Consider the following 19,431-nt stretch of genomic DNA (forward strand, 5'->3'; position numbering starts at 1 on the left):
AGGTGGCCCGAGCTGCGCTGGCTAGCGACGATGTGGAATCATCTTCTAGAATCCGCAAAAAAATCAGGGACCTGTGACATGGCTGGTAGTCAGATCGAACGCGCCTTCAGTCTTTTAGAAAGCCTTACCGGTGAACCCCAAGGGCTGCCGTTACAAACCCTGGCCGAGCGCCTGGACATTCCCAAAAGCGCTGCCCACCGCATGCTCACGGAGCTGGTGCGGCTGGGCTACGTGCGCCAGAACCGGGAAAACAGCCGCTATCAGCTGTCGGCCAAGCTGGTAGCGCTGGGCTTTCGTTACCTCGCCAGCAACGGTGCCGACATCATCCAGCCGATTCTTGACCGCCTGGCCCAGGACAGCGGTGAGCTGGTGCGCCTTGGGGTGATCGACGGTGCCCGGCAAACCTGGATCGCCAAGTCTCAGGGGGCCCGCTCCGGGCTGCGCTACGACCCGGATATGGGGCGCGACGCGCCGCTGTTCTATACCGCCTCCGGGCATGCCTGGCTGGCCAGCCTGGACGATGAGCAGGCGCTGCAGATGGTGTTGCGCCAAGGTATTGCCGACCCCGACCAGTTCGGCCCGAACGCGCCACGCTCCACCGACGAGCTGCTCGCCTACCTGCACCGCGCCCGCGAGCGTGGGTATGCCTGGGTCGAGGAGACCTCCGCCATCGGCACCTCAGCCCTGGCCGCAGTGGTACGCCGCCCGCAAAGTGACGAGGTGATCGGCGTGCTGAGCATCGCCGGGCCCAGCGCGCGGCTGGCACAAAGCCGCCTTACCGCGCTGGCACCGCTATTGCTGTCGGCGGCAGAAGAGCTGTCGGCGGCCAGCCCCGCCAGCGAGCTGTTTGCCTGAGAGGATATTCCGGTCGATTACCGCACAGTCTGTTGCGCCCGTTCTTCTGAAAAGCTGAACTTGGTTCTAAATTGTCGAGTATGAATTTTGGAACCCGGTTTCAGAATTTCATAACAACAATGACAAGAGGACAGGCTGTTGAACGCACCCCTTCGTATTGCCTTGATTGGCGCCGGCATTATGGGCCGGCAGCATTACCAGCACTTGCGCAATGTGCCGCAAGCCCAACTGTGTGCGGTAGCCGACCCCGGCCCGCAGGCCGAGGCCTTCGCTGCCGAGTGCGGTGTGCCCTGCTTTGCCGACCACCGGCAAATGTTGGCGCATGCGCGCCCCGAGGCAGTGATCGTCGCTAACCCCAACAACCTGCATGTCGCCACCGCCCTGGATTGTGTCGAGGCCGGAGTGCCTGTGCTGGTGGAGAAACCGGTGGGCGTGAACCTGGATGAAGTGCGTGCACTGGTGGAAGCCTCACGCCGCCGAGGTGTGCCGGTGCTTGTAGGGCACCATCGCCGACACAATCCGCTGATCGCCAAGGCGCACCAGGTGATCAACGAAGGCAAGCTGGGCCGTTTGATCAACGTCACCGCGCTGTGGCAACTGCAAAAGCCCGACAGCTATTTCGAAACGCCCTGGCGTCGCGAGCCAGGGGCCGGTTTCTTGCTGACCAACCTGATCCACGACCTTGACCTGTTGCGTTACCTGTGCGGCGAGGTGGTGCAGGTGCAGGCCTTCACCCGCAACGATGTCCGCGGTTTTGCCAACGAAGACAGCGCCGCGGTGCTGCTGCAGTTTGCCAACGGTGCCCTGGGCAGCCTGACCGGGTCCGACGCGGTGGCTGCACCGTGGAGCTGGGAGCTGGACGCTGGCGAAAGCCCTGTGTACCCGCGCCAGGATGGCCAGCCGTGCTATCTGCTGGCCGGTACCCAAGGAGCACTGAGCATTCCCCAGCTCAAGCGCTGGCATTACGCCGAGGCAGGCTCGGGCTGGCATACGCCCCTGTTGCAAAGCTCGGAAAGCATCCCCGCCGGCGAGGCATTGACCCTGCAATTGCAGCATTTTGTGCGGGTTGCCCGGGGTGAACAGGCGCCGCTGATCGACGCTGCCGACGGGGGGCGCACACTGGCGCTGATCGAAGCGATAAGGCAGGCAGCCCAAAGCGGTCGGGCTTGCGCGCCCGAGCACATTGGCTGATACAACCTTACTATGGCGGGTGATGATAAATGACTGATCGAATTTTTTCCCTCGCGGCCCTGACGGTGCTCGAGCTGTCTCCACCGGACATGGTCGAGGCCGCCGCCCGAGCGGGTTACAGCCATGTCGGCCTACGGCTGGTGCCAGCCACCGAACAGGAGCGGCATTTCCCGTTGGTCGCCGATGCCGAACTGCGCCGGCAAACCCAGGCGCGCTTGCGCGACACGGGTATCAAGGTGCTCGACCTGGAGATCCTGCGTCTTGAACCGGCCACCTGTGTGGCCGATTTCGAAGCGATCCTGGCGGTGGGCGCCGGGTTGGGTGGCACTGAATTGCTGGTAGCGGGCAACGACCCCGACGAAGCGCGCCTGACCGAACGCTTTGCCGCATTGTGCGAGCTGGCGGCGCAATACGGCATTCACCCTCACCTGGAGTTCATGCCCTGGACCGACGTACGTGACCTGCGCCAGGCCATGCGGGTGGTGGCCAACGCCGACCGCGCCAATGGCTGCGTGCTGGTGGATGCCTTCCACTTCAACCGCTCCGGCTCTTCGCTGGACGACCTGGCGCAGCTGGCGCCGCAGCGCATGCGCTATGCCCAACTGTGTGACGTTGCTGGTCCGGTACCGGCCGACATGGACGAGATCCTGCGCCAGGCGCGTAACGAGCGACGCTTCCCGGGTGATGGCGATGCTGACCTGGTTGGCCTGTTGCGCGCCTTGCCGCCGAGCGTGCCGCTGAGCCTGGAAATCCCCACGCGGCAATTGCTGGAGCAGGGCATCAGCGGCGAACAGCGCGCGCGCATGGCGCTGGAGAAAGCCAAGGCGGTGTTGGCCACCGTCTGATCGAGCGAACGTGGCGCCTGTCACCGGCTGCGTCACGTTCGTGAGTGAACCCGCTCCCACGCCGAACATTGCCTTGTCGTTGTTTGCTTCTCAAGAAATACCAGGCCAAAAAAAGGGCCCGCAAGGGCCCCGTAGAGGTAAGTGGCTAGCGCTCTCAGGCGCTCTCGACCTTGCGCGGTGCCATGAAATACATCCACACCAGCGCCAGGAAGTACATGGCGGGGATCATGGTAAACAGCACGGCATAGTTGTTGTTGGTAGCGGTCAGCACGCTGCCGACAATCTGCGTCATGAACATCCCGCCAATTGCCGCACACATGCTGCCGAAGCCGAATACGGTGCTCACCAGATGCTTGGGTGTGTAGTCCATCACCAGGCTCCAGATATTCGCCGTCCACGCCTGGTGCGCGCCCACCGCGATCGAGATGGCCGCCACCGCGACCCACAGTCCACTGGCGTTGGCGGCAAAGATGACGCTGAGCATGGTGCAGGCAAAGATCAGCATGGACACCAGCCGCGCCGTCGTGGCACGCACGCCACGGCCGATCAGCCACGACGACAGAATGCCACCCCCGATGCTGCCGAAGTCTGCCGTCAGCCAGATGATGATCAACGGGATCCCCATCTGGGTCACGTTGATGCCCAGGCTGTATTGCTGGTTCAGGAACGGCGGCAGCCAGTACAGGTAGAACCAGAACACCGGTGCGGTAATCGCATAGGCCACTGCAAAAGCCCAGGTGCCACGCAGGCGCAGGATCCGGCTGAACGGCACGCGGGTCGGCTCGGGCTCATCATCCTGCTGGATGTACTGCACCTCGCTCTGACGCACGCGGGGGTGGTCTTCAGGGTTGTAGTACTTCAATACCCACAGCACGACCCACACCAGGCCCAGGCTGCCCATGGCGATGAACGCAGCCTGCCAGCCCCACACAGCCAGGATCAGCGGCAACAGCGCGGGGGTGACCATGGCACCAACGTTGGTACCGGCGTTGAACAGCCCCGTTGCAATCGCCCGCTCACCCGCCGGGAACCACAGGCGCACGGTCTTGACGCAGGCCGGGTAGTTGGCGGCCTCGGTCAGGCCGAGGATGAAGCGGCAGACCATGAAACCTGCCGCCGAGGTGGCCAGGCCGTGGGCACCCGTGGCCAGGCTCCACAGCAGTACAGCGAAGAAGAAGGCCCGTTTGACCCCGACCTTGTCGATCAGTCGGCCTTGCAGCAGAAAGCCGATGGCATAGCCGACCTGGAACCAGAAATTGATGTTGGCGTAGTCCATCGCCGTCCAGCTCATTTCCTTGGCCAGCACGGGCTGCATGATGCCGAGGGCGGCGCGGTCGATGTAGTTCAGGGTGGTGGCGAAGAACACCAGGGCGAGCATGCCCCAACGGGTCTTGCCGACGCCGAAGGCGCCGCGGAGCTTGTCGCCGATCGAGCCCTGGGACATCCGGGGCGCGGCGGGGGGGATCTTGGAGTGGTTCATAGACTGCTCGTTTCTTGAAATTGTATTCAGCTGCGGTGCTACGGGTACGTGACCGTTTCCCAGGCAGGGGGGGCACGCAAGGCCGGTGCATGGTGAGCAGTGAAGACGGCAGCGTCAATTCAAGAGACGGGCTACTGTTCGGTTATCGAACGGTTGCGTTGGCCTGCGGGCGCGGCAGGTATTCACGTCACTGAAGGGTAGAAGGCTTTGGCCCTGGTTGCCTGATGGGCGCAACACCGACATCAATGATGTGCACGGCCCCCGCTCAACGCTCTACCGGCCAGATACCCGAAGGTCATCCCAGGGCCAAGGGTAATGCCGCCGCTCGGGTAGTACCCACCCATCACGCTGTGCATGTCGTTACCCACTGCAAACAACCCGGGTATCGGCTGCCCTGCGTGGTCCAGTACGCGGGCTGAGGCGTCTGTGTCCAGGCCGGCGAAGGTGCCAAGGCTGCCTGGCAGCAGTTTCACCGCATGGAACGGCCCCTTCAGCAACGGCCGAAGCGACGGGTTGGGTGCCTGCTGCGGGTCGCCTTGGGCCCGGTTGTAGGCCGACGCGCCACGTAGAAAGGTAGGGTCTTCACCTTGTGCCGCATGATGGTTGAAGTCCGCCACCGTGCGCTGCAACTGCTCGGCGTCGATCCCGCAGCGCTGCGCCAGTTGCGCCAGGGTAGCGCCGCTGTGCAAATAGCCACTGCGCTGATAGAAGCGGGTAGGGAAGGGAAAGGGCTTGGCCCAACCGATGCCATAGCGCCGTTGCGCAGCATGGTCGCAGATCAGCCAGGCCTCCGGCTGCTCAGCCTGCGGCGTGGCGGCGAACAGCGCGTTCATGAAGTCGTGGTAGCAATCGGCTTCGTTGACGAAGCGCCGACCATCGCGGCGCACGGCGATGAAACCGGGCTTGGCACGGTCGATCAGGTGTGGGAAATGGCCGAAATGGCCATTGCGGCGCGGTACCTGCGATACCGGCGCCCAGGCGCCCCCGTGGGCGCCTGCCGCAGACACCCGCCCACCCGCCTGTTCGCCCAGGCGCAAACCATCACCGCTATTCTCCCTGGGCGCAGCGGAGTAATGCTGGTCACCGTCCGGCGCGTGCGGTATCAGTTGCGAGATACGCTGGCGATCATGTGGGAAGCCACCGCAGGCCAGCACCACACCACGCCGTGCGTAGATCGTTTGGCCATCGGCAAACAGCGCGCCGTTGGCCCGTTCCTCGCACAACAACAGACGGCTGGCCGCTTTCTCGGTCAGCAATGTCACGCCACGATCAAGGGCGCTGCGCAGCAGGCGCGCCACCAGCGCGTTGCCATTGACCAGATGCAGGCCGCGACGGTGCAGCAGCAGGTCTCGGCCATGGCGCAACAGGCGCTTGCCAACATGCAGCGCTGCCTTCGGCGAGCGTGTGGCGTTGAAGAAGGCAGCCATGTCGGCACCTCCGGCAATGCCCATGCCGGCCAGGCTGACGATGTCCAGCGGTGGGCGTAACGTGTGCAGCCAAGGCCCTAGCCGTCGCCCGTCGTAAGGTAATGCACACAGCGAGCGACCACCGCGTGCACTGCCATCGCCTTCACGCATGTCGGGCATACGGCTGCCGCACTGGAACTGCACGGCAGTGTGTTGCTGGAAGAACGCCACCATTTCCGGACCATGGCGCAGGAAGGCGCGTTGACGCGGGTCCAGCTCGCGGGTGTGGGTTTGCGCACGCAAATAGCGCTCCGGGGCATCGTCGGCTTCGACGATGCCTTCGGCGATGGCCAGAGGGTTGCGCGGTATCCACAACCAGCCCCCCGACCAGGCACTGGTGCCGCCCAGCTGGCTGGCTTTTTCCGCGACGACCACTTTCAGGCCATGATGCGCGGCGGTTACGGCGGCAGCCAGGCCAGAGGCGCCGGAGCCGATGACGAGTACGTCACATTCAAGAGGGGGCATGGAAGGGGTCCGCTCGGCTGTTGGAAGAGGTGGCGTGTGGCTTACTGCAGCGGTGAGAAACCGGTCGGGCGCAGCAGCCGCGATTGCAGGCGCAGTACCGCGCCCAGCTCGCGGTTGCGTCGCGAGAATTCCGCCCAGCGTGAGTCTGCCGCCATGGCTGCGCGGCGCGCCATGCGGTCGTCGAGGCTGGCATAGCCCCAGATGTGTACCACTTGGTTGACGTCACCGAACTCGCTGGTGAAAAAGCCCACCAGGTTGCCCAGGTGTTCGCTCTGCACCTCAAGTGCGTGGCTTTGGTACAGGGCCAGCCAGTCGGCCATTTTCAATGGGTCGAGGGTGTAGGTTCTCAGTTCGTAGTACATGCCGGTTTCTCCGTAGGGGTAGCCGGCGCCTGCAGGCGCGCGGTGATGTGGTTGGCAGCAAGCCAGCCGAAGGTGAGGGCAGGGCCCAGAGTGATGCCGGGGCCGGGGTAGGTGCCCTTCATCAGTGAGTTCATGTCGTTGCCGACCGCATACAGCCCGGGAATGGGCAAACCGCTGCGGTTCAGCACGTTGGCATCGGCGTTGGTCACCAGGCCACGGGCTGAACCGAGGTCGCCGGTGTGAATGCGGATGGCATAGAACGGCCCCTTGGTCAGGGGTGCCAAGCATGGGTTGGGCGTATGTTGCGGGTCGCCCATGTAGCGGTTGTAACTGTTGCCGCCTTTGCCAAATGCTCGGTCGATGCCATTGCTGGCATCGCTGTTGAACTGTGCAAGTGTTTGCGCAAACACCTGTGGATCGACGCCGATGGCCAGGGCCAGTGCCTGCGATGTGGTGGCCCGATACAGGTAGCCTGCGTCGATCAACGCCTGGTTGTTGACGGGCTTGGGCCGCGCCAGGCCAAGCCCGTACCGGTTCATTGCTTCGGCATCGCAGACCAGCCAGCAGCTGGCAATGCCGTTGGCGAACATGGTGTGCACGAAGTGGTGGTAGGAGTCGGACTCGTTGACGAAGCGCCGCCCGGCTTGGTCTACCGCAATCACGCCCGGCTTGGCGCGGTCGGTGACCAGGTGCGGGAAGCGCTCACGTTCACCATCGGCATGACGCAGTTCGGAAACCGGTGCCCAGAAAAAGTTGGCCGCCAGGCTCTCGCCCTCGGCTGCTGCCACGGCCTGGGCAAGGCGCAGGGCGGCTCCGTCGTTGGCCGGTGGTGACATGGTCAGGTGCGGCGCCTTTTGAGCAGGGCGGTAGCCGGCGGCCATTGCGCCTGCTGCGAATCCGCCCATGGCGCACACCACGCCACCACGGGCCATTACCCGCTCACGGCGGCCCTCGCGCTGTACGACCACGCCCGTGATCACGCCGTGCTCGGCGATCAGCTCCACGGCTTCGCTGCGCAACCACAACTGCGTGCCGTGGGCGAAGGCGCTGGTGGCCAGGCGGGCGATCAATGCGTTGCCGGTGGTAAGCCGGGTGCCGCGTGGGTGCTGCAGGCGGTCGCGCGCGTAACGCGCCATCAGCTTCAGGCAATGCCACAGCGACTTGGGTGAGCGGCGAATGCTGAGGAAATGCTGGATATCCACCCGGTTGACCATCATGCCGCCGAACAGCAGCATGCCGGGCGGTGGCATCTGCAGGTCCTTGAAGCGTGTGCCCAGGTGCTTGCCGTCGTATTCGACCATTTCCAGCGCCCGGCCGAACTGAGTGGCGCCGGGTGCATCCGGGTAATAGTCGGGCGAGAGTGGGCGCAGGGCATAACGCAGTTCGGTGTTCTGCTCCAGCCAGCGCAGCGCTTGGTGGCCATGCTCGATGAAGGCATCGCCCAAGGCGGGATCGTAGCCGTCGCCGATGACCTGCTTGAGGTAGGTGCGCATTGCCTCGGGGGAGTCCTTGGCGCCGGCGTCACGGGCTTGGTCGGTGCCGTACAGCCACACCGCGCCGCCAGAAATCGCCGAGGTGCCGCCAAAGCGTTCGGCCTTTTCCACCACCAGCACCTTCAGCCCACGGCGGGCCGCCGTGGCGGCAGCGGCAAAACCACCGGCACCGCTGCCCAGCACAACCAGGTCGAAGCTGTTGTGTGTGTGCTCCAGAGTCGTCATGGCTTCAGATCTCCAACGGTGTGACGCCCATGAAGGCGCCAAGGTGGCCCAGTTGGGCGAAGGCCATTTCCGGGCCAGTCTGGATCCTGCAACCTACTTGCCGCGCGCGGTTCAGCAGCGGGGTTATCTCGGGTGAGGTGACCACGTCGGCGACCAGGGTGTCTGGCAGCAGGGTAGCCAGCAGGGCGGCGGACAGCGGCAGCTCTGCGCGGGTGCCCATGCCGACTGGGGACGCGTTGGCCACCAGGTCGAAGTCTTCCAGCCCATTGAACTGTGTGCTGACCGTGAGCCCGGGGAAGCCGTTGCCGAGCAGTTCGCATACAGCACCCATGCGTGCTGTGCTGGGGTCGCTGAGGGTAATGCTGGCGATCCCTGCCTCAGCCAGTGCATAGGCAATGGCACTGCCAACACCGCCGCAACCGATCACCAGTGCCCGTTTGCCCGCCGGCTCGAAGCCATGCTTGTGCGCAGCGCCGAGGAAGCCGGCGCCGTCCACGTTGTCGCCCAGCAGGCGTCCGTCGCGCTCGCGACGTATCACATTGACCGAACCCAGGGCAGCTGCGCGCTCGCTCAGGCCGTCCACGCGGTTGGCCAGCGCCTGCTTGTAAGGCACGGTGACCACGCAACCGCGCAGGTTCTGCCAGCCACGCAGGGTATCCGCAAAGCTGTCCAGCGCCGCCTCGTGCAGGTCGAAGGGCAGCATGGCGAGGTTGCAGTTGTTGTGGTTGAACCAGGTGTTGAAGTTTTCCGGAGACTTCACCTGGGCGATGGGCGAACCGACGATGGCGACCAGTTCAGTGGAACCTCGAATCATGCTGACCTCCTTATTGGCGTTGTTATGGAGGCAAGGGTGAGGCAGAGGGACGCGTGCAACAATGCGTCAAGCGGCCACTTAATGCGATAATCGCAGTCATGATCCGGTTATCGCAGTAATCGGCTGTTTTTGTTCCTCTGGTAGCGAGTCGAATGCATGAACACACCCGCCATCCATCCCCGTGACTTGATCGCGGGCTTGCAGAAAGGCCTGGCGCTGATGCAACTGTTCAGCGCCGAGCAGCCGCGCCTGAGTGTGCCGCAGGCGGCCAGGTTGTCTGGCCTTACGCCCAGTGCGGTGCGGCGGTTTCTGCTGACCTTGGTGCATGAGGGCTTTGCCGAAACTGACAGCCGTGAGTACTGGCTGACCCCCAAGGCCTTGCGTATCGGCCAGGCCTATGTGGACTCGGCGCAACTGCCGCGCATGCTGCGGCCGATTGTTGAACAGGTGGCGCGCCAGACCCAGGAGCACGTATCGGTGGGTACCCGCGATGGCGATGAGATCATCCATCTGGTGCGTAGCCGGTATAGCCATGTGGCGTCTTTGTCGATCAGGCCGGGCTCGCGGGTACCCATGTATTGCACGGCCGGCGGGCGGGTCTGGCTGGCCTGGCTGGATGAGGGGGAGCGGGACGAATACTTTGCCCGTCAGCCGCTGCGGGCGTTGACGCCTTACACACTGACAGACCGGGCGCAGCTGGACGCTGAGCTGTTGCGCGTGAAGGGGCAGGGGTTCTGTATCGTTGATCAGGAATATGAAATCGGTATGCGGGTGCTGGGGGTGCCATTGCTGGGACGGGCCGGTCAGTTGAAAGCGACGCTGACCATCACGACTCATGCTTCGCGGTTGAGTATTGATGAGATACGGTTGCGGTATTTGCCGACCCTGTATGAGGCACAGGCGTTGCTTCGGCCAGTGCTGGATTGACGCAGACATGGCGCAGTCTGCGGGCATGGCGCCATGCGTGTGAGAACGGGGCACCCAGAAAGGTGGCTTTGCTCGCCAGTTGGGCCGCTGGACGGCCCAAACCTGTTGACTGGCAGGCTTCAGCATCCGGCTCGGTAGCCGGTAGTGGCTTTCAATCAATGAGCCAACCCTGGTCCCCCTCGATCAACGTCCCTCCATGACTGGTGGTGTCACCCTCCCTTGCTGCGGGGTGGCCCTCGATGATTGTGCAGGCAGCGCCGGTTTCGATAACGGCGCCACAACTGATGCGATCGCCCACACGAGCGACGGCCTTGCCATCCACGAATGTTGCATTTGCGCCGGTTTCCACAGTGCCTTCGCCATGGAGCGGGCAGCTATGACGATGGCCTACCAGTACGATGGGTTTCATTTGCGCTTCCTTTTGCCGGGTTGAACGGGGGCTTCTTCGAAGGCTGCTGGTGGCGGTGGCGCTGCTCGGACGTTGAACAGGCGGCAGATGCCATACCAGCAGAGGGCGACGGAGAGGTTGTAGGGGAACAGCACGGCCCAGAACGGCAATTGCCAGTTCTTTTTACCCTGCATTTCACCGGGCTCGCCGGTTCGCCAAGGGGCATAGTGGCGCCAGGCTTCTGCCGGGGTCAGGCAGATGGCGTGCAGTGGCTTGTGCCACCAGTTGGGTTCACCGGGCGGAGGGAGTTTGTCTGGGCCGTGGTCCATGAAGTGGCGGAGGTATTCCCATACCTCGGCGACATGCTTGACGCCGGGCTCGGTGGGTTCGTTGCTGTCGATCCAGAGGCAGTCTTTTTGATGCAGGCTGCCGTCTTCGCGGCGGGGGGCGAAGGCGAGGGCATAGCTGGTGGTGAAGGAGGAGCCGCCGAATTCTGTGCGTTTGAAAATACCGCCTCTTGTGTTATTCCAATCAATAACCATGAGTGTGTTTATGCGTTTGTAATAGATTTTTTTGGTGGCTCTATTGAGGTATATTTCAGAAAGTTTTTTTATTAAGAAAACACGGTAAGCTAAGAATGGAGTAAAAATAAATGGCCCGAGGAGCTGTATTGCAATAAATACATATGCCCCTTCCTGTTGGTAATTGATTGAGTGGGTGAAAAATCCTGTGTAGGATACAATCGCGATGGCTAAAATCGTGGCGGTATACATCTTGGCCATGAAGACTGAGTCGGAAACCCATGGATTTCTGAGCTGCGCTAATGTAGTGGTTATTTTGCTGATCTGTCCGTGGATTTTTGGTTGGATATAAGTGTTTTGGTGTGGACTAAATAACCATGTTGTGGCCACAGTGCTACCTCTCGACATGAAGGGTTGAGGTTGAATGAGTATTGGCGGATAAACCTTGGTTTGGTAGAAGATTTATAAATAGAGTGCCGCTTTTTGCTCTGGCTCTATCGATTCTGTAATGTAAAACAAGGCCTGCGCAAGTTAAGTGGCAGGTCGGCTCAGTCTTTGAGGGAGTTGCCTTGCTGTCGAAGTCCAAGGTGCTTAAGGTGCCATGCCATAAGCTCTGCCCTATAATGAAGTCTTTTAGGAGTACGGTTAGTTCAATGGTGGCCATGCCCTCGTCTACATGGCTATGGATGATTGTTGCCCAATCTGGTGTTGGCCACTGATTGTTGATAATCAATCGTGTAGTAAGCCCTTCAAGATTTAGCCGTGCTGTTTGTTCAGCAGTCAGAGCAATGGGAGCGTAGATCTGAGTATGCCAGGCTTCAAGCTCTTCGTTGATATTGGTGAAGCTGGGGAGAAGTTTCTGGTGGTCTAACTTAATCCCAGAACGGATTTCGCCATCGTTCTCTCTTGTGCCAAAAATACTTCTGCTTGCCCAAAGCTCTATCGGAGTATGGAGGCGCTCATGTGCTTTAGCGTGTAGGTAAAGCCCACCGACAAGCACGATAGCACCGACAAGCACGAGACCCGCAGCAGCCCAGCCTGCGAAGGGGATTAAAGATGTTGGGCCAGAAATCGCGAGGCTAGCTTCCAGTATAAGAGCGGATCCAGCGGCAGATGTGAATCCACCAGCAGCAGTATACGCACCTGATAGAGCCCCCCCATTTCGGGACTGTCGATACCCTTTTAATATGTCTGAGGTTAGTCCAAGGATAATCGCCGGGTAGCCAGAGGCGCGGGCGAATAAATTGCTACTTAAGTGCTTTACTATGCCATTTCCAAACGCCATTCCTGGCGCCGTAGAACTGAACTTGATGACTACGGCTTTATGCGTGGCCCGCACGCTAACCAGCGTCACTACCGCCGCGCCGATCACCCCGAAGACTGATGAAGCAAACCCCATCGTGTATTCCGGTGCGTCACTCTGCTGCAGGTTGCTGAACGCCGTCTTCAGCGAGATCACATTGAACCACAGCATCCCCGCGTTTAAACCACCCCCACCGCCGGAAGTGAGCAACCCAAGGAAGTTAGGTTTCGCACGCGCAGTGGTGGTCAGCTCGATGGATACCGTGCGGCTACCCGAAATGCGCAACGCTTTCATCTCTTCAACCTGCGCCATGCCGCTCTTCAAATACCGCTGCACCTCCTGGCTAAAGGGATTTTCCGTAATGGCCTGCTCGGTGATGCGATAGCGCGCCGCCAACAACCCCAGCGCTTTCTCGGCATTGGCCTCGCGCGCTGCCAGCAACACTTGCTGGCGCAGGCCATGGCTGGCATCCCAACGGGTCTGGCCACGCAGGCGCTTGAGCACCACGGCATTGACCGACTGGGCGGTGAGGTCGGTGATGTTAGCCATGGCCGGGAAGTCGCGGGTGCCTGGCACGTTGGTGTAGTGCACCGTCAGGATGGATACGCGTTAGCTGCAGGCCGGGCCCGGAGGTAGCGCTGCTGACAGAGGTGTCGCTCATGTGCGTTTCCTTTGGGTTGAATGCGCTGGGGCCTCCTCAAATGCTTCGGGAGGCGGTGGCGCTGCTCGGACGTTGAACAGGCGGCAGATGCCATACCAGCAGAGTGCGACGGAGAGGTTGTAGGGAAACAGCACGGCCCAGAACGGCAATTGCCAGTTCTTTTTGCCCTGCATTTCACCGGGCTCGCCGGTTCGCCAAGGGGCATAGTGGCGCCAGGCTTCTGCCGGGGTCAGGCAGATGGCGTGCAGTGGCTTGTGCCACCAGTTGGGTTCACCGGGCGGGGGGAGTTTGTCCGGGCCGTGGTCCATGAAGTGGCGCAGGTATTCCCACACTTCGGCCACATGTTTGACGCCGGGTTCGGTGGGTTCGTTGCTGTCGACCCAGAGGCAGTCTTTTTGATGCAGGCTGCCGTCTTCGCGGCGGGGGGCGAAGGCGAGGGCATAGCTGGTGGTGAAGGAGGAACCACTGAATTCTGTGCGACTGAAAAGACCGCCTGCGACTTGGCTCCAGTCAAATATTATGAGTTTTTTGAATCGCTTATAGTAGATTTTCTTTGTGTGTCGATTTAAATATATGTTCGATAAGTTTTTTATGAAAAGTATTCTGTAGGCTAAGAATGGGGTAAAAATAAAGGGGAGTGAGATCAGGATGGCAATGAAAATGTCGCCGCCGTTGATTGAGTAATCTATATTTTCGTTAATGAGATTGTAGCATGAGAATATCCAGGTAAATAGAAACATGGCTGTGTAGATTTTTCCCATGAATACAGAGTCGGACACCCAAGGGTTTCGCAGGCATAAGTGTGAACTGGTTGTTTGAATAAGTTGTCCGGAAATTTTTGGCTTGAATCCTGAATTGTGGGCTTGATTAAAAAACCAGATAGTCGCCATAGGTTTAGCGTTCCAGATGAATAGTGGTAGTAGAAGGGGTGTCGTCATCCAGTCCTTGGTTGGCATAGTAATTAATCGTTAGCGTGGCAGACCTGATTTGTCTAGCATCAGTTTTGTAATGAAGTAATAAGCCTGCTGGGGTGATATGGCAGTCAGGGGTTATTTGGAGTGGGGTTGTCTGCCTGTCGAGGTTCTGGCTCACTAAGCTCCCTGACCATTCGCTTTGACCTAATACGAATTCTGGTAAAAGTATAGTTAGCTCGAGTGTTGCGTTTTGTTTAATGACCTGTGTATGGATAATTGTTGCCCAGTCAGGTGTTGGCCATTTGTTATTTATATCCAAATGTGTCGTTAGGGCGCCTAAGCCGAGCTGCTCAGAATACGGTGCCAACAATGCTTTCGGTGAGAGAAATTCAATCTGCCATGACTTGATTTCTTCGTGGATGTGGCGAAAGGGTGGCAATTTTTTATCAAAGTCTAACTCTATATTCTCCCGTATTTCTCCATCATTTTCCCTTGTCCCGAATATGCTTCTGCTGGCCCATAATTCTAAAGGGCTGTGAAGGCGGGAGTGTGCTTTTGAGTAGAGGAATAGTCCTCCACCGATCAAAGTTGCTCCGATCAAGGCGATTCCAGCTGCTGTCCAGCCTGCAAAAGGAATGAGGACTGTCGTGCCCGCGATGGCAAGGCTTCCTTCTAGAACAAGAATCGAACCTAAAGCAGTAGTCGCGCTGGCGGCCGCTGTATATAAGCCTGAAATAAGATTGCCGTTCTGCCATTGACGTACTGCCTTAAAAATATCTGAGGAAAACCCAATTATTATCGCCGGGTAGCCTGATGCCCGCGCGAAAAGATTACTCGTCAGAAAGTTGATGATGCCGTTACCAAAGGCCATGCCTGGCGCCGTTGAGATCCACTTCAACATCATGGCCTTTTGCGTCGCCCGCACGCTGACCAATGTCGCCGCCGCTGCACCGATCACCCCGAAAACAGATGAAGCGAACCCCATGGTGTATTCCGGTGCGTCGCTCTTTTGCAGGCTGTTGTAAGCCGTCTTGAGCGATAAGATGTTGAACCACAGCATCCCCGCGTTTAAACCGCCACCACCGCCGGAGGTGAGCAACCCCAGAAAGTTGGGTTTCACCCGCGCAGTGGTGGTCAGCTCGATGGACACCGTGCGGCTACCCGAAATGCGCAACGCTTTCATCTCTTCAACCTGCGCCATGCCGCTCTTCAAATACCGCTGCACCTCCTGGCTAAAGGGATTTTCCGTAATGGCCTGCTCGGTGATGCGATAGCGCGCCGCCAACAACCCCAGCGCTTTCTCGGCATTGGCCTCGCGCGCTGCCAGCAACACTTGCTGGCGCAGGCCATGGCTGGCATCCCAACGGGTTTGGCCACGCAGGCGCTTGAGCACCACGGCATTGACCGACTGGGCGGTGAGGTCGGTGATGTCCGCCATGGCCGGGAAGCGACCGGCGAGCCCTTCGATCACGTTGTCGCTGGCGCCGAACATGGCGCCGATCGAATCGGCTTTGTCCTTGAACGGGTTGAACGGCGCCAAGGCGGTGTAAAGCGGGCTGTCGTGTTGGTCCAGCCATTGCTCCAGGCGTTTGAAGCGTCGGTCATGATCTTCGGTGCCGGGTGTCGGCTGGCCCATCGGGTGAATCAGCAAGGCCAGTGAGATTTCCAGACCGCGGGCGGAGGTGCGTTCGTCGCGGTCGTAACAGGCCAGTGCCGCAGCCAGGCTGTAGGGGTTATCAATGTGTTGGGGTTCGGCCGTCGCCAGCCAGGCGTCATGATCGTTGCTGGCTTGCAAGGCCAGGTTGCGCAGGGCGGCAATCCGCCGTTCCAGTGCGTCGCGTTCGGCGAGGAAGCGCCGGTATTTGTCGACATCGAGGCGCTGTGCCAGGCGCGCGCCATTAGGGGAGTAATCTTCATGGGTGAGGGCCTGGAAATGTGACTCGGCCGGCGACAGGGCAGGCCCCCGGCGTGACGTGCCCAGCCTGAACGCGGCCAGTTCCGGTGAAGGTGCATCCGCCGGGTACAGGCTTTCCAGCGTCTTGTTCAGCAGCATGGCGACCAGGTTGCGATGGTGAAAGTCGCGGCTCTGCGGGCTGAGCTGTTCGGCATCCAGCCGGTAGCATGCCGGCACGCGCTCCTGCTCGGGAGGTTGGGCGGGTTTTGTGTGCTCCAGTTGCTCGGCCGGCATCAGGTCACGCAGTTGATGCTGGTAGGCCGAGACCGACAGGCTCAGGTCCAGGGCCATGCCTTCGGCGTCGGCGAGCGCCACCACCACTGGCACTTTCGGCTGGGTCCAGGGGTAGTGGCGGGCGATGGCATTGAGGTTGCCGATGGGCAAGGTTTCGGTGACCGGGTCGCTGCTCCAGGTCAGCGGCATGCGCCGCTCGGTTGGCTTGAAGTCTTCGACCCAGGTTTGCAGGGCACTGACCGGCAACACATGGGGCTGGGTGGACGGCGCCTGATTGCCGCTCACCAGCTCGGCCATGTCCAGCTGGCGCATGTGCCGTTTGCGCAGGGCTGCCGAACCGGTGATACGGGCGGTGATGGCGTTGGTCCACAGGTGCGGGCTGTAGCCGATCCACACTTCCTCGGCGGTGTCCTGGCAGGTGTCGGCCCACACCCAGCCGGTGCTCTGGCCGGACAGGTAGCGCTCACGGCGGTGGTAGTCCTCCAGCCCTTGGTAGCGCAGCTCCTTGTAGAGGCCCGCGCCGACGTGCTCATGAATGACCAGCTTTTCGCCCAGAGGGCCTTTCATGAACACGTAGACATAGCCTGGGCGCACAGCGCGGAGGGTGTAGGCCGAGTGCTGCAGTGGAGAGAAGCCTTGTTCCAGGTTGAAGCCTGCATCGGCATAGCGGCAGGCGGGGGCGTCGCCGGTGCGGGGTACGATGGCGTAGCGCACTGGCAGGATGGGCACGCGTGCGCTGCAGGCAGGGCCGGAGGTGGCGCTGCTGACGGAGGCATTGGTCATGCGAGCTCCTTGCTCAGAGAGACAGTCTTTTCGAACCAGAGACGCACTGCGGCAACTTTCAGTACTGACAATACTGAAATGCCGTTATTCATACTGTGCTGGATTTCAGGCCCGACTCTATGCTGTAAGAAGTTTCCTACTTACTTGCTAAGATGCGCGGGCGATCAAGTATCTGGAATTCAAGTGAAAGACAATGCCTCGATCGCTGCTTTTGGGTCGAGGCTGAAAGTGTAAGATTTTATTTGAGTGTATATGTATTGTGTTTGCGCAATATCGTGTGAAAAGTTGCAGTGTTTTTGTAGGAAGTTTCGTACTTTGAGATTGTTATATGTTCAGTTTTTGCACTTGGCCATCACTACCTGGCAAGTCCTGGGCGTGCCTCCCGAGCGGCTGGCATAACGCACGCAGTTATTCAGGGATTTCTGTCGCGCAATGCTCAATGTATTGCCCCAGGCCAGGCCGCCTTCCCCGGTAGTGGGGACGGCCTTGGCAAAGCAGTTGGAGCCCACTGCAGGCGTGGCGTAGCGTGCCTTGCTGGCGTTGCTGGAGCAGCCGGCGAGAGCCAGGCTGAGGCCGAGCAGGGTGGCCAGGGCCCAGTACGCGTTTGGTCTGCTCATGTATTCCCCTTCTGCGCTTGGCAGCAAATGCCTTGCAGGATATTTCATTACAGCGAAGCGGTGAACTATCGGGGCGTCAAGGGGCTCCTTTGCTAAGCGCACCCCGCGCTTACCTGATGGCGCAAGACCATCAACCCTGGGTCACTGAATGAAAAGGAGGCACCGTGACCGCACCTGATCAAACCCTTTACCGCTGTACGCCCAGCCCGCTGCATGCCCTGCTGCTGGCGGGCAGTGTACCGTTGTTCCTTGGCGCGCTGCTGAGCGATATCGCCTACTACAACAGCTACCAGATTCAGTGGAGCAACTTCGCCGCCTGGCTGATCGCCGGTGCCCTGGTGTTCTGTGGGCTGGCTCTGTTGTTCGCGCTGGCCAACCTGATCCGCGCCGAGCGCAAGGGCGGGCGCGCTACGCTGTACTTCGTGCTGCTGCTGGTGACTTGGGGGCTTGGGCTGATCAATGCCTTTGAGCATGCCAAGGACGCCTGGGCGGTGATGCCTTCTGGGTTGGTGTTGTCGGTCATCGTGACAGTGCTCGCGGTTGTGGCCGCCTGGACCGGTTTGAGCAACCTGCGTTCAGGAGGTGTGGCATGAAGCCTTTGCATGCATTTAGCCTGTTGGGCGTGGCGCTATTGCTGAGTGCCTGTGGTGGCGACGGCGAGCCGACCCAGGCCCATGGCCCGGACCCGAAGCTGCCGGAGCCTCAGCGCGGCTTGCTGCCGAGCATGAAGATTGCGCAACCGGCTGCCTGGGGCGAACTGAAACCGACCGTGCCGGAGGGCTTCAGTGTCACCGCCATTGCCACCGGCCTGAAAATCCCGCGCCAGAGCCTGGTGCTGCCCAATGGCGACATTCTGGTGGCTGAGGGCCGGGGAGGCAGCGCGGCCAAGCTCAAGCCCAAGGATGTGATCGCCAGCCAGATCAAGGCCAAGGGCAATACCCAGGTCAAGGGTGGCAACCGCCTGACCTTGCTGCGCGATGCTGATGGCGATGGCAACTACGAGGTACAGGCCGTGTTTGCGGATAACCTCAACGCACCGTACGGCTTGGCCTATGCCAACGGCAAGCTGTATGTAGCCAACCAGGATGCGCTGGTGCGCTTTGACTACAAGGAAGGCCAGACCCAGGCCGACGGCCCGCCAACCAAGGTCACCGACCTGCCGGCCGAAATCAACCACCATTGGACCAAGGCGCTGACCATCAGCCCGGATGGCCGCTTCTTGTATGTGGGTATCGGCTCGAACAGCAATATCACCGAGCGCGGCCTGGAGGTGGAGATCGATCGGGCCATGGTCTGGCAGGTCGATGCCGAGACCGGCGCACACCGGCCCTATGCCACCGGCTTGCGTAACCCGACAGCATTGACCATCCAGCCGCAGACCGGGCAGTTGTGGACGGTGGTCAACGAGCGGGATGAGCTGGGCCCCGACCTGGTGCCGGACTACCTCACTTCGGTACGTGAAGGGGGCTTCTATGGTTGGCCTTACAGCTACTGGGGCCAGCATGTGGATGAGCGGGTGCGGCCGCAGGACCCGGACAAGGTGGCGGCGGCGATCAAGCCGGATTACAGCCTGGGTTCGCATGTGGCTGCACTGGGTGTGGACTTCTCGTCCTCGGCAATGGGCGAGCGCTTTGCCGACGGTGTATTCGTGGGCGAGCACGGCAGCTGGAACCGGCCCAACCCGGTGGGCTACAAGGTGATTTTCGTGCCGTTCAGCAATGGCAAGCCTGCTGGGGAGCCGATCGACTTCGCCACGGGCTTTCGCGGTGAGGATGGCAAGACCCGGGGGCGACCGGTTGGGGTGACGGTGGACCCGCGTGGGGCGTTGATCATTGCCGATGACCTGGCGAATACGGTGTGGCGGGTGACGCGGAATCGCTGAATGCTATCGGGTCAATTCGGCAAATCTTGCTGGCGATGGGCCGCAGAGCGG

Annotated in this window: 17 protein-coding genes; 6 read left to right on the forward strand and 11 right to left on the reverse strand. The window is 60.7% G+C overall.

The features are described from left to right. Positions 1–78: 78 nt before the first annotated feature. The 3 genes from AA098_RS11610 to AA098_RS11620 all read left to right on the forward strand — a co-directional run bounded on the left by AA098_RS11610 (position 79) and on the right by AA098_RS11620 (position 2,891). Positions 79–855, forward strand: a complete 777-nt coding sequence (locus AA098_RS11610; protein WP_064614235.1) for an IclR family transcriptional regulator — start codon at positions 79–81, stop codon at positions 853–855. A 138-nt stretch (positions 856–993) separates the two neighbouring features. Then, complete coding sequence (locus AA098_RS11615) at positions 994–2,046, forward strand: Gfo/Idh/MocA family protein (protein ID WP_004575428.1); 1,053 nt, start codon at positions 994–996, stop codon at positions 2,044–2,046. Between the two features lie 29 nt (positions 2,047–2,075). Then, positions 2,076–2,891, forward strand: coding sequence for a sugar phosphate isomerase/epimerase (locus AA098_RS11620; protein ID WP_004575429.1), 816 nt, complete (start codon positions 2,076–2,078; stop codon positions 2,889–2,891). 154 nt (positions 2,892–3,045) lie between these two features. Here the strand turns inward: AA098_RS11620 and AA098_RS11625 are convergent, their stop codons facing one another. The 5 genes from AA098_RS11625 to AA098_RS11645 all read right to left on the reverse strand — a co-directional run bounded on the left by AA098_RS11625 (position 3,046) and on the right by AA098_RS11645 (position 9,196). After that, positions 3,046–4,371 carry an MFS transporter gene (locus tag AA098_RS11625; RefSeq protein WP_003250858.1) on the reverse strand — a complete coding sequence of 442 codons (1,326 nt, stop codon included), beginning with the start codon at positions 4,369–4,371 and terminating at the stop codon, positions 3,046–3,048. 242 nt (positions 4,372–4,613) lie between these two features. Further along, positions 4,614–6,302, reverse strand: coding sequence for an FAD-dependent oxidoreductase (locus AA098_RS11630; protein WP_064614236.1), 1,689 nt, complete (start codon positions 6,300–6,302; stop codon positions 4,614–4,616). 41 nt (positions 6,303–6,343) lie between these two features. After that, positions 6,344–6,664 carry an NIPSNAP family protein gene (locus tag AA098_RS11635; protein ID WP_003250862.1) on the reverse strand — a complete coding sequence of 107 codons (321 nt, stop codon included), beginning with the start codon at positions 6,662–6,664 and terminating at the stop codon, positions 6,344–6,346. Then, a complete protein-coding gene (locus tag AA098_RS11640; RefSeq protein ID WP_003250865.1) occupies positions 6,649–8,382 on the reverse strand; it encodes an FAD-dependent oxidoreductase in 1,734 nt (577 codons plus the stop codon). Before AA098_RS11640 ends, AA098_RS11635 begins: the two co-directional genes overlap by 16 nt. Before the next feature lie 4 nt (positions 8,383–8,386). Continuing rightward, complete coding sequence (locus AA098_RS11645; RefSeq protein WP_003250867.1) at positions 8,387–9,196, reverse strand: shikimate dehydrogenase; 810 nt, start codon at positions 9,194–9,196, stop codon at positions 8,387–8,389. Positions 9,197–9,352: 156 nt separating this feature from the next. Between AA098_RS11645 and AA098_RS11650 the strand changes: the two genes are divergently transcribed. Next, positions 9,353–10,123 (forward strand): IclR family transcriptional regulator, encoded by a 771-nt coding sequence (locus AA098_RS11650; protein ID WP_003250869.1) that lies wholly within the window; start codon positions 9,353–9,355, stop codon positions 10,121–10,123. A gap of 151 nt (positions 10,124–10,274) precedes the next feature. Here AA098_RS11650 and AA098_RS11655 read toward each other — a convergent pair whose 3' ends face one another. From AA098_RS11655 to AA098_RS11685, 6 genes are all read right to left on the reverse strand, one after another. Continuing rightward, positions 10,275–10,532, reverse strand: a complete 258-nt coding sequence (locus tag AA098_RS11655) for a PAAR domain-containing protein (RefSeq protein WP_003250871.1) — start codon at positions 10,530–10,532, stop codon at positions 10,275–10,277. After that, on the reverse strand, positions 10,529–11,422 hold the full coding sequence (locus AA098_RS11660; RefSeq protein ID WP_033725618.1) for a DUF6708 domain-containing protein: 894 nt from the start codon (positions 11,420–11,422) through the stop codon (positions 10,529–10,531). Before AA098_RS11660 ends, AA098_RS11655 begins: the two co-directional genes overlap by 4 nt. A gap of 4 nt (positions 11,423–11,426) precedes the next feature. Then, positions 11,427–12,884, reverse strand: a complete 1,458-nt coding sequence (locus AA098_RS11665) for a hypothetical protein (protein WP_064614237.1) — start codon at positions 12,882–12,884, stop codon at positions 11,427–11,429. Between the two features lie 108 nt (positions 12,885–12,992). Next, positions 12,993–13,886, reverse strand: a complete 894-nt coding sequence (locus AA098_RS29180) for a DUF6708 domain-containing protein (RefSeq protein ID WP_054888801.1) — start codon at positions 13,884–13,886, stop codon at positions 12,993–12,995. A gap of 4 nt (positions 13,887–13,890) precedes the next feature. Continuing rightward, the gene (locus tag AA098_RS11680; RefSeq protein ID WP_064614238.1) at positions 13,891–16,881 is read right to left on the reverse strand and encodes a T6SS effector BTH_I2691 family protein; all 2,991 of its coding nucleotides are present in this window, start codon (positions 16,879–16,881) and stop codon (positions 13,891–13,893) included. Positions 16,882–17,213: 332 nt separating this feature from the next. Next, the gene (locus AA098_RS11685; protein ID WP_003247660.1) at positions 17,214–17,498 is read right to left on the reverse strand and encodes a hypothetical protein; all 285 of its coding nucleotides are present in this window, start codon (positions 17,496–17,498) and stop codon (positions 17,214–17,216) included. A gap of 164 nt (positions 17,499–17,662) precedes the next feature. Between AA098_RS11685 and AA098_RS11690 the strand changes: the two genes are divergently transcribed. Both AA098_RS11690 and AA098_RS11695 read left to right on the forward strand, forming a co-directional pair. Then, positions 17,663–18,091, forward strand: coding sequence for a DUF2231 domain-containing protein (locus AA098_RS11690; RefSeq protein ID WP_003247665.1), 429 nt, complete (start codon positions 17,663–17,665; stop codon positions 18,089–18,091). Continuing rightward, entirely contained in the window at positions 18,088–19,380 is a 1,293-nt protein-coding gene (locus AA098_RS11695) for a sorbosone dehydrogenase family protein (protein WP_060538450.1), read from the forward strand. The genes AA098_RS11690 and AA098_RS11695 overlap by 4 nt, the downstream gene beginning before the upstream one ends. Positions 19,381–19,431: the final 51 nt, after the last annotated feature.

Origin of the sequence: Pseudomonas sp. JY-Q (genome assembly GCF_001655295.1) — a bacterium.
In the GTDB taxonomy this organism is placed as follows: domain Bacteria; phylum Pseudomonadota; class Gammaproteobacteria; order Pseudomonadales; family Pseudomonadaceae; genus Aquipseudomonas; species Aquipseudomonas alloputida.

Bases quoted from the DNA above. Each gene is read 5' to 3' on its own strand.
- AA098_RS11610 (WP_064614235.1), top strand. From the start codon at position 79: ATGGCTGGTAGTCAGATCGAACGCGCCTTCAGTCTTTTAGAAAGCCTT.
- AA098_RS11620 (WP_004575429.1), top strand. From the start codon at position 2,076: ATGACTGATCGAATTTTTTCCCTCGCGGCCCTGACGGTGCTCGAGCTG.
- AA098_RS11625 (WP_003250858.1), bottom strand. From the start codon at position 4,371: ATGAACCACTCCAAGATCCCCCCCGCCGCGCCCCGGATGTCCCAGGGC.
- AA098_RS11630 (WP_064614236.1), bottom strand. From the start codon at position 6,302: ATGCCCCCTCTTGAATGTGACGTACTCGTCATCGGCTCCGGCGCCTCT.
- AA098_RS11635 (WP_003250862.1), bottom strand. From the start codon at position 6,664: ATGTACTACGAACTGAGAACCTACACCCTCGACCCATTGAAAATGGCC.
- AA098_RS11640 (WP_003250865.1), bottom strand. From the start codon at position 8,382: ATGACGACTCTGGAGCACACACACAACAGCTTCGACCTGGTTGTGCTG.
- AA098_RS11645 (WP_003250867.1), bottom strand. From the start codon at position 9,196: ATGATTCGAGGTTCCACTGAACTGGTCGCCATCGTCGGTTCGCCCATC.
- AA098_RS11650 (WP_003250869.1), top strand. From the start codon at position 9,353: ATGAACACACCCGCCATCCATCCCCGTGACTTGATCGCGGGCTTGCAG.
- AA098_RS11655 (WP_003250871.1), bottom strand. From the start codon at position 10,532: ATGAAACCCATCGTACTGGTAGGCCATCGTCATAGCTGCCCGCTCCAT.
- AA098_RS11665 (WP_064614237.1), bottom strand. From the start codon at position 12,884: ATGGCTAACATCACCGACCTCACCGCCCAGTCGGTCAATGCCGTGGTG.
- AA098_RS29180 (WP_054888801.1), bottom strand. From the start codon at position 13,886: ATGGCGACTATCTGGTTTTTTAATCAAGCCCACAATTCAGGATTCAAG.
- AA098_RS11680 (WP_064614238.1), bottom strand. From the start codon at position 16,881: ATGACCAATGCCTCCGTCAGCAGCGCCACCTCCGGCCCTGCCTGCAGC.
- AA098_RS11685 (WP_003247660.1), bottom strand. From the start codon at position 17,498: ATGAGCAGACCAAACGCGTACTGGGCCCTGGCCACCCTGCTCGGCCTC.
- AA098_RS11695 (WP_060538450.1), top strand. From the start codon at position 18,088: ATGAAGCCTTTGCATGCATTTAGCCTGTTGGGCGTGGCGCTATTGCTG.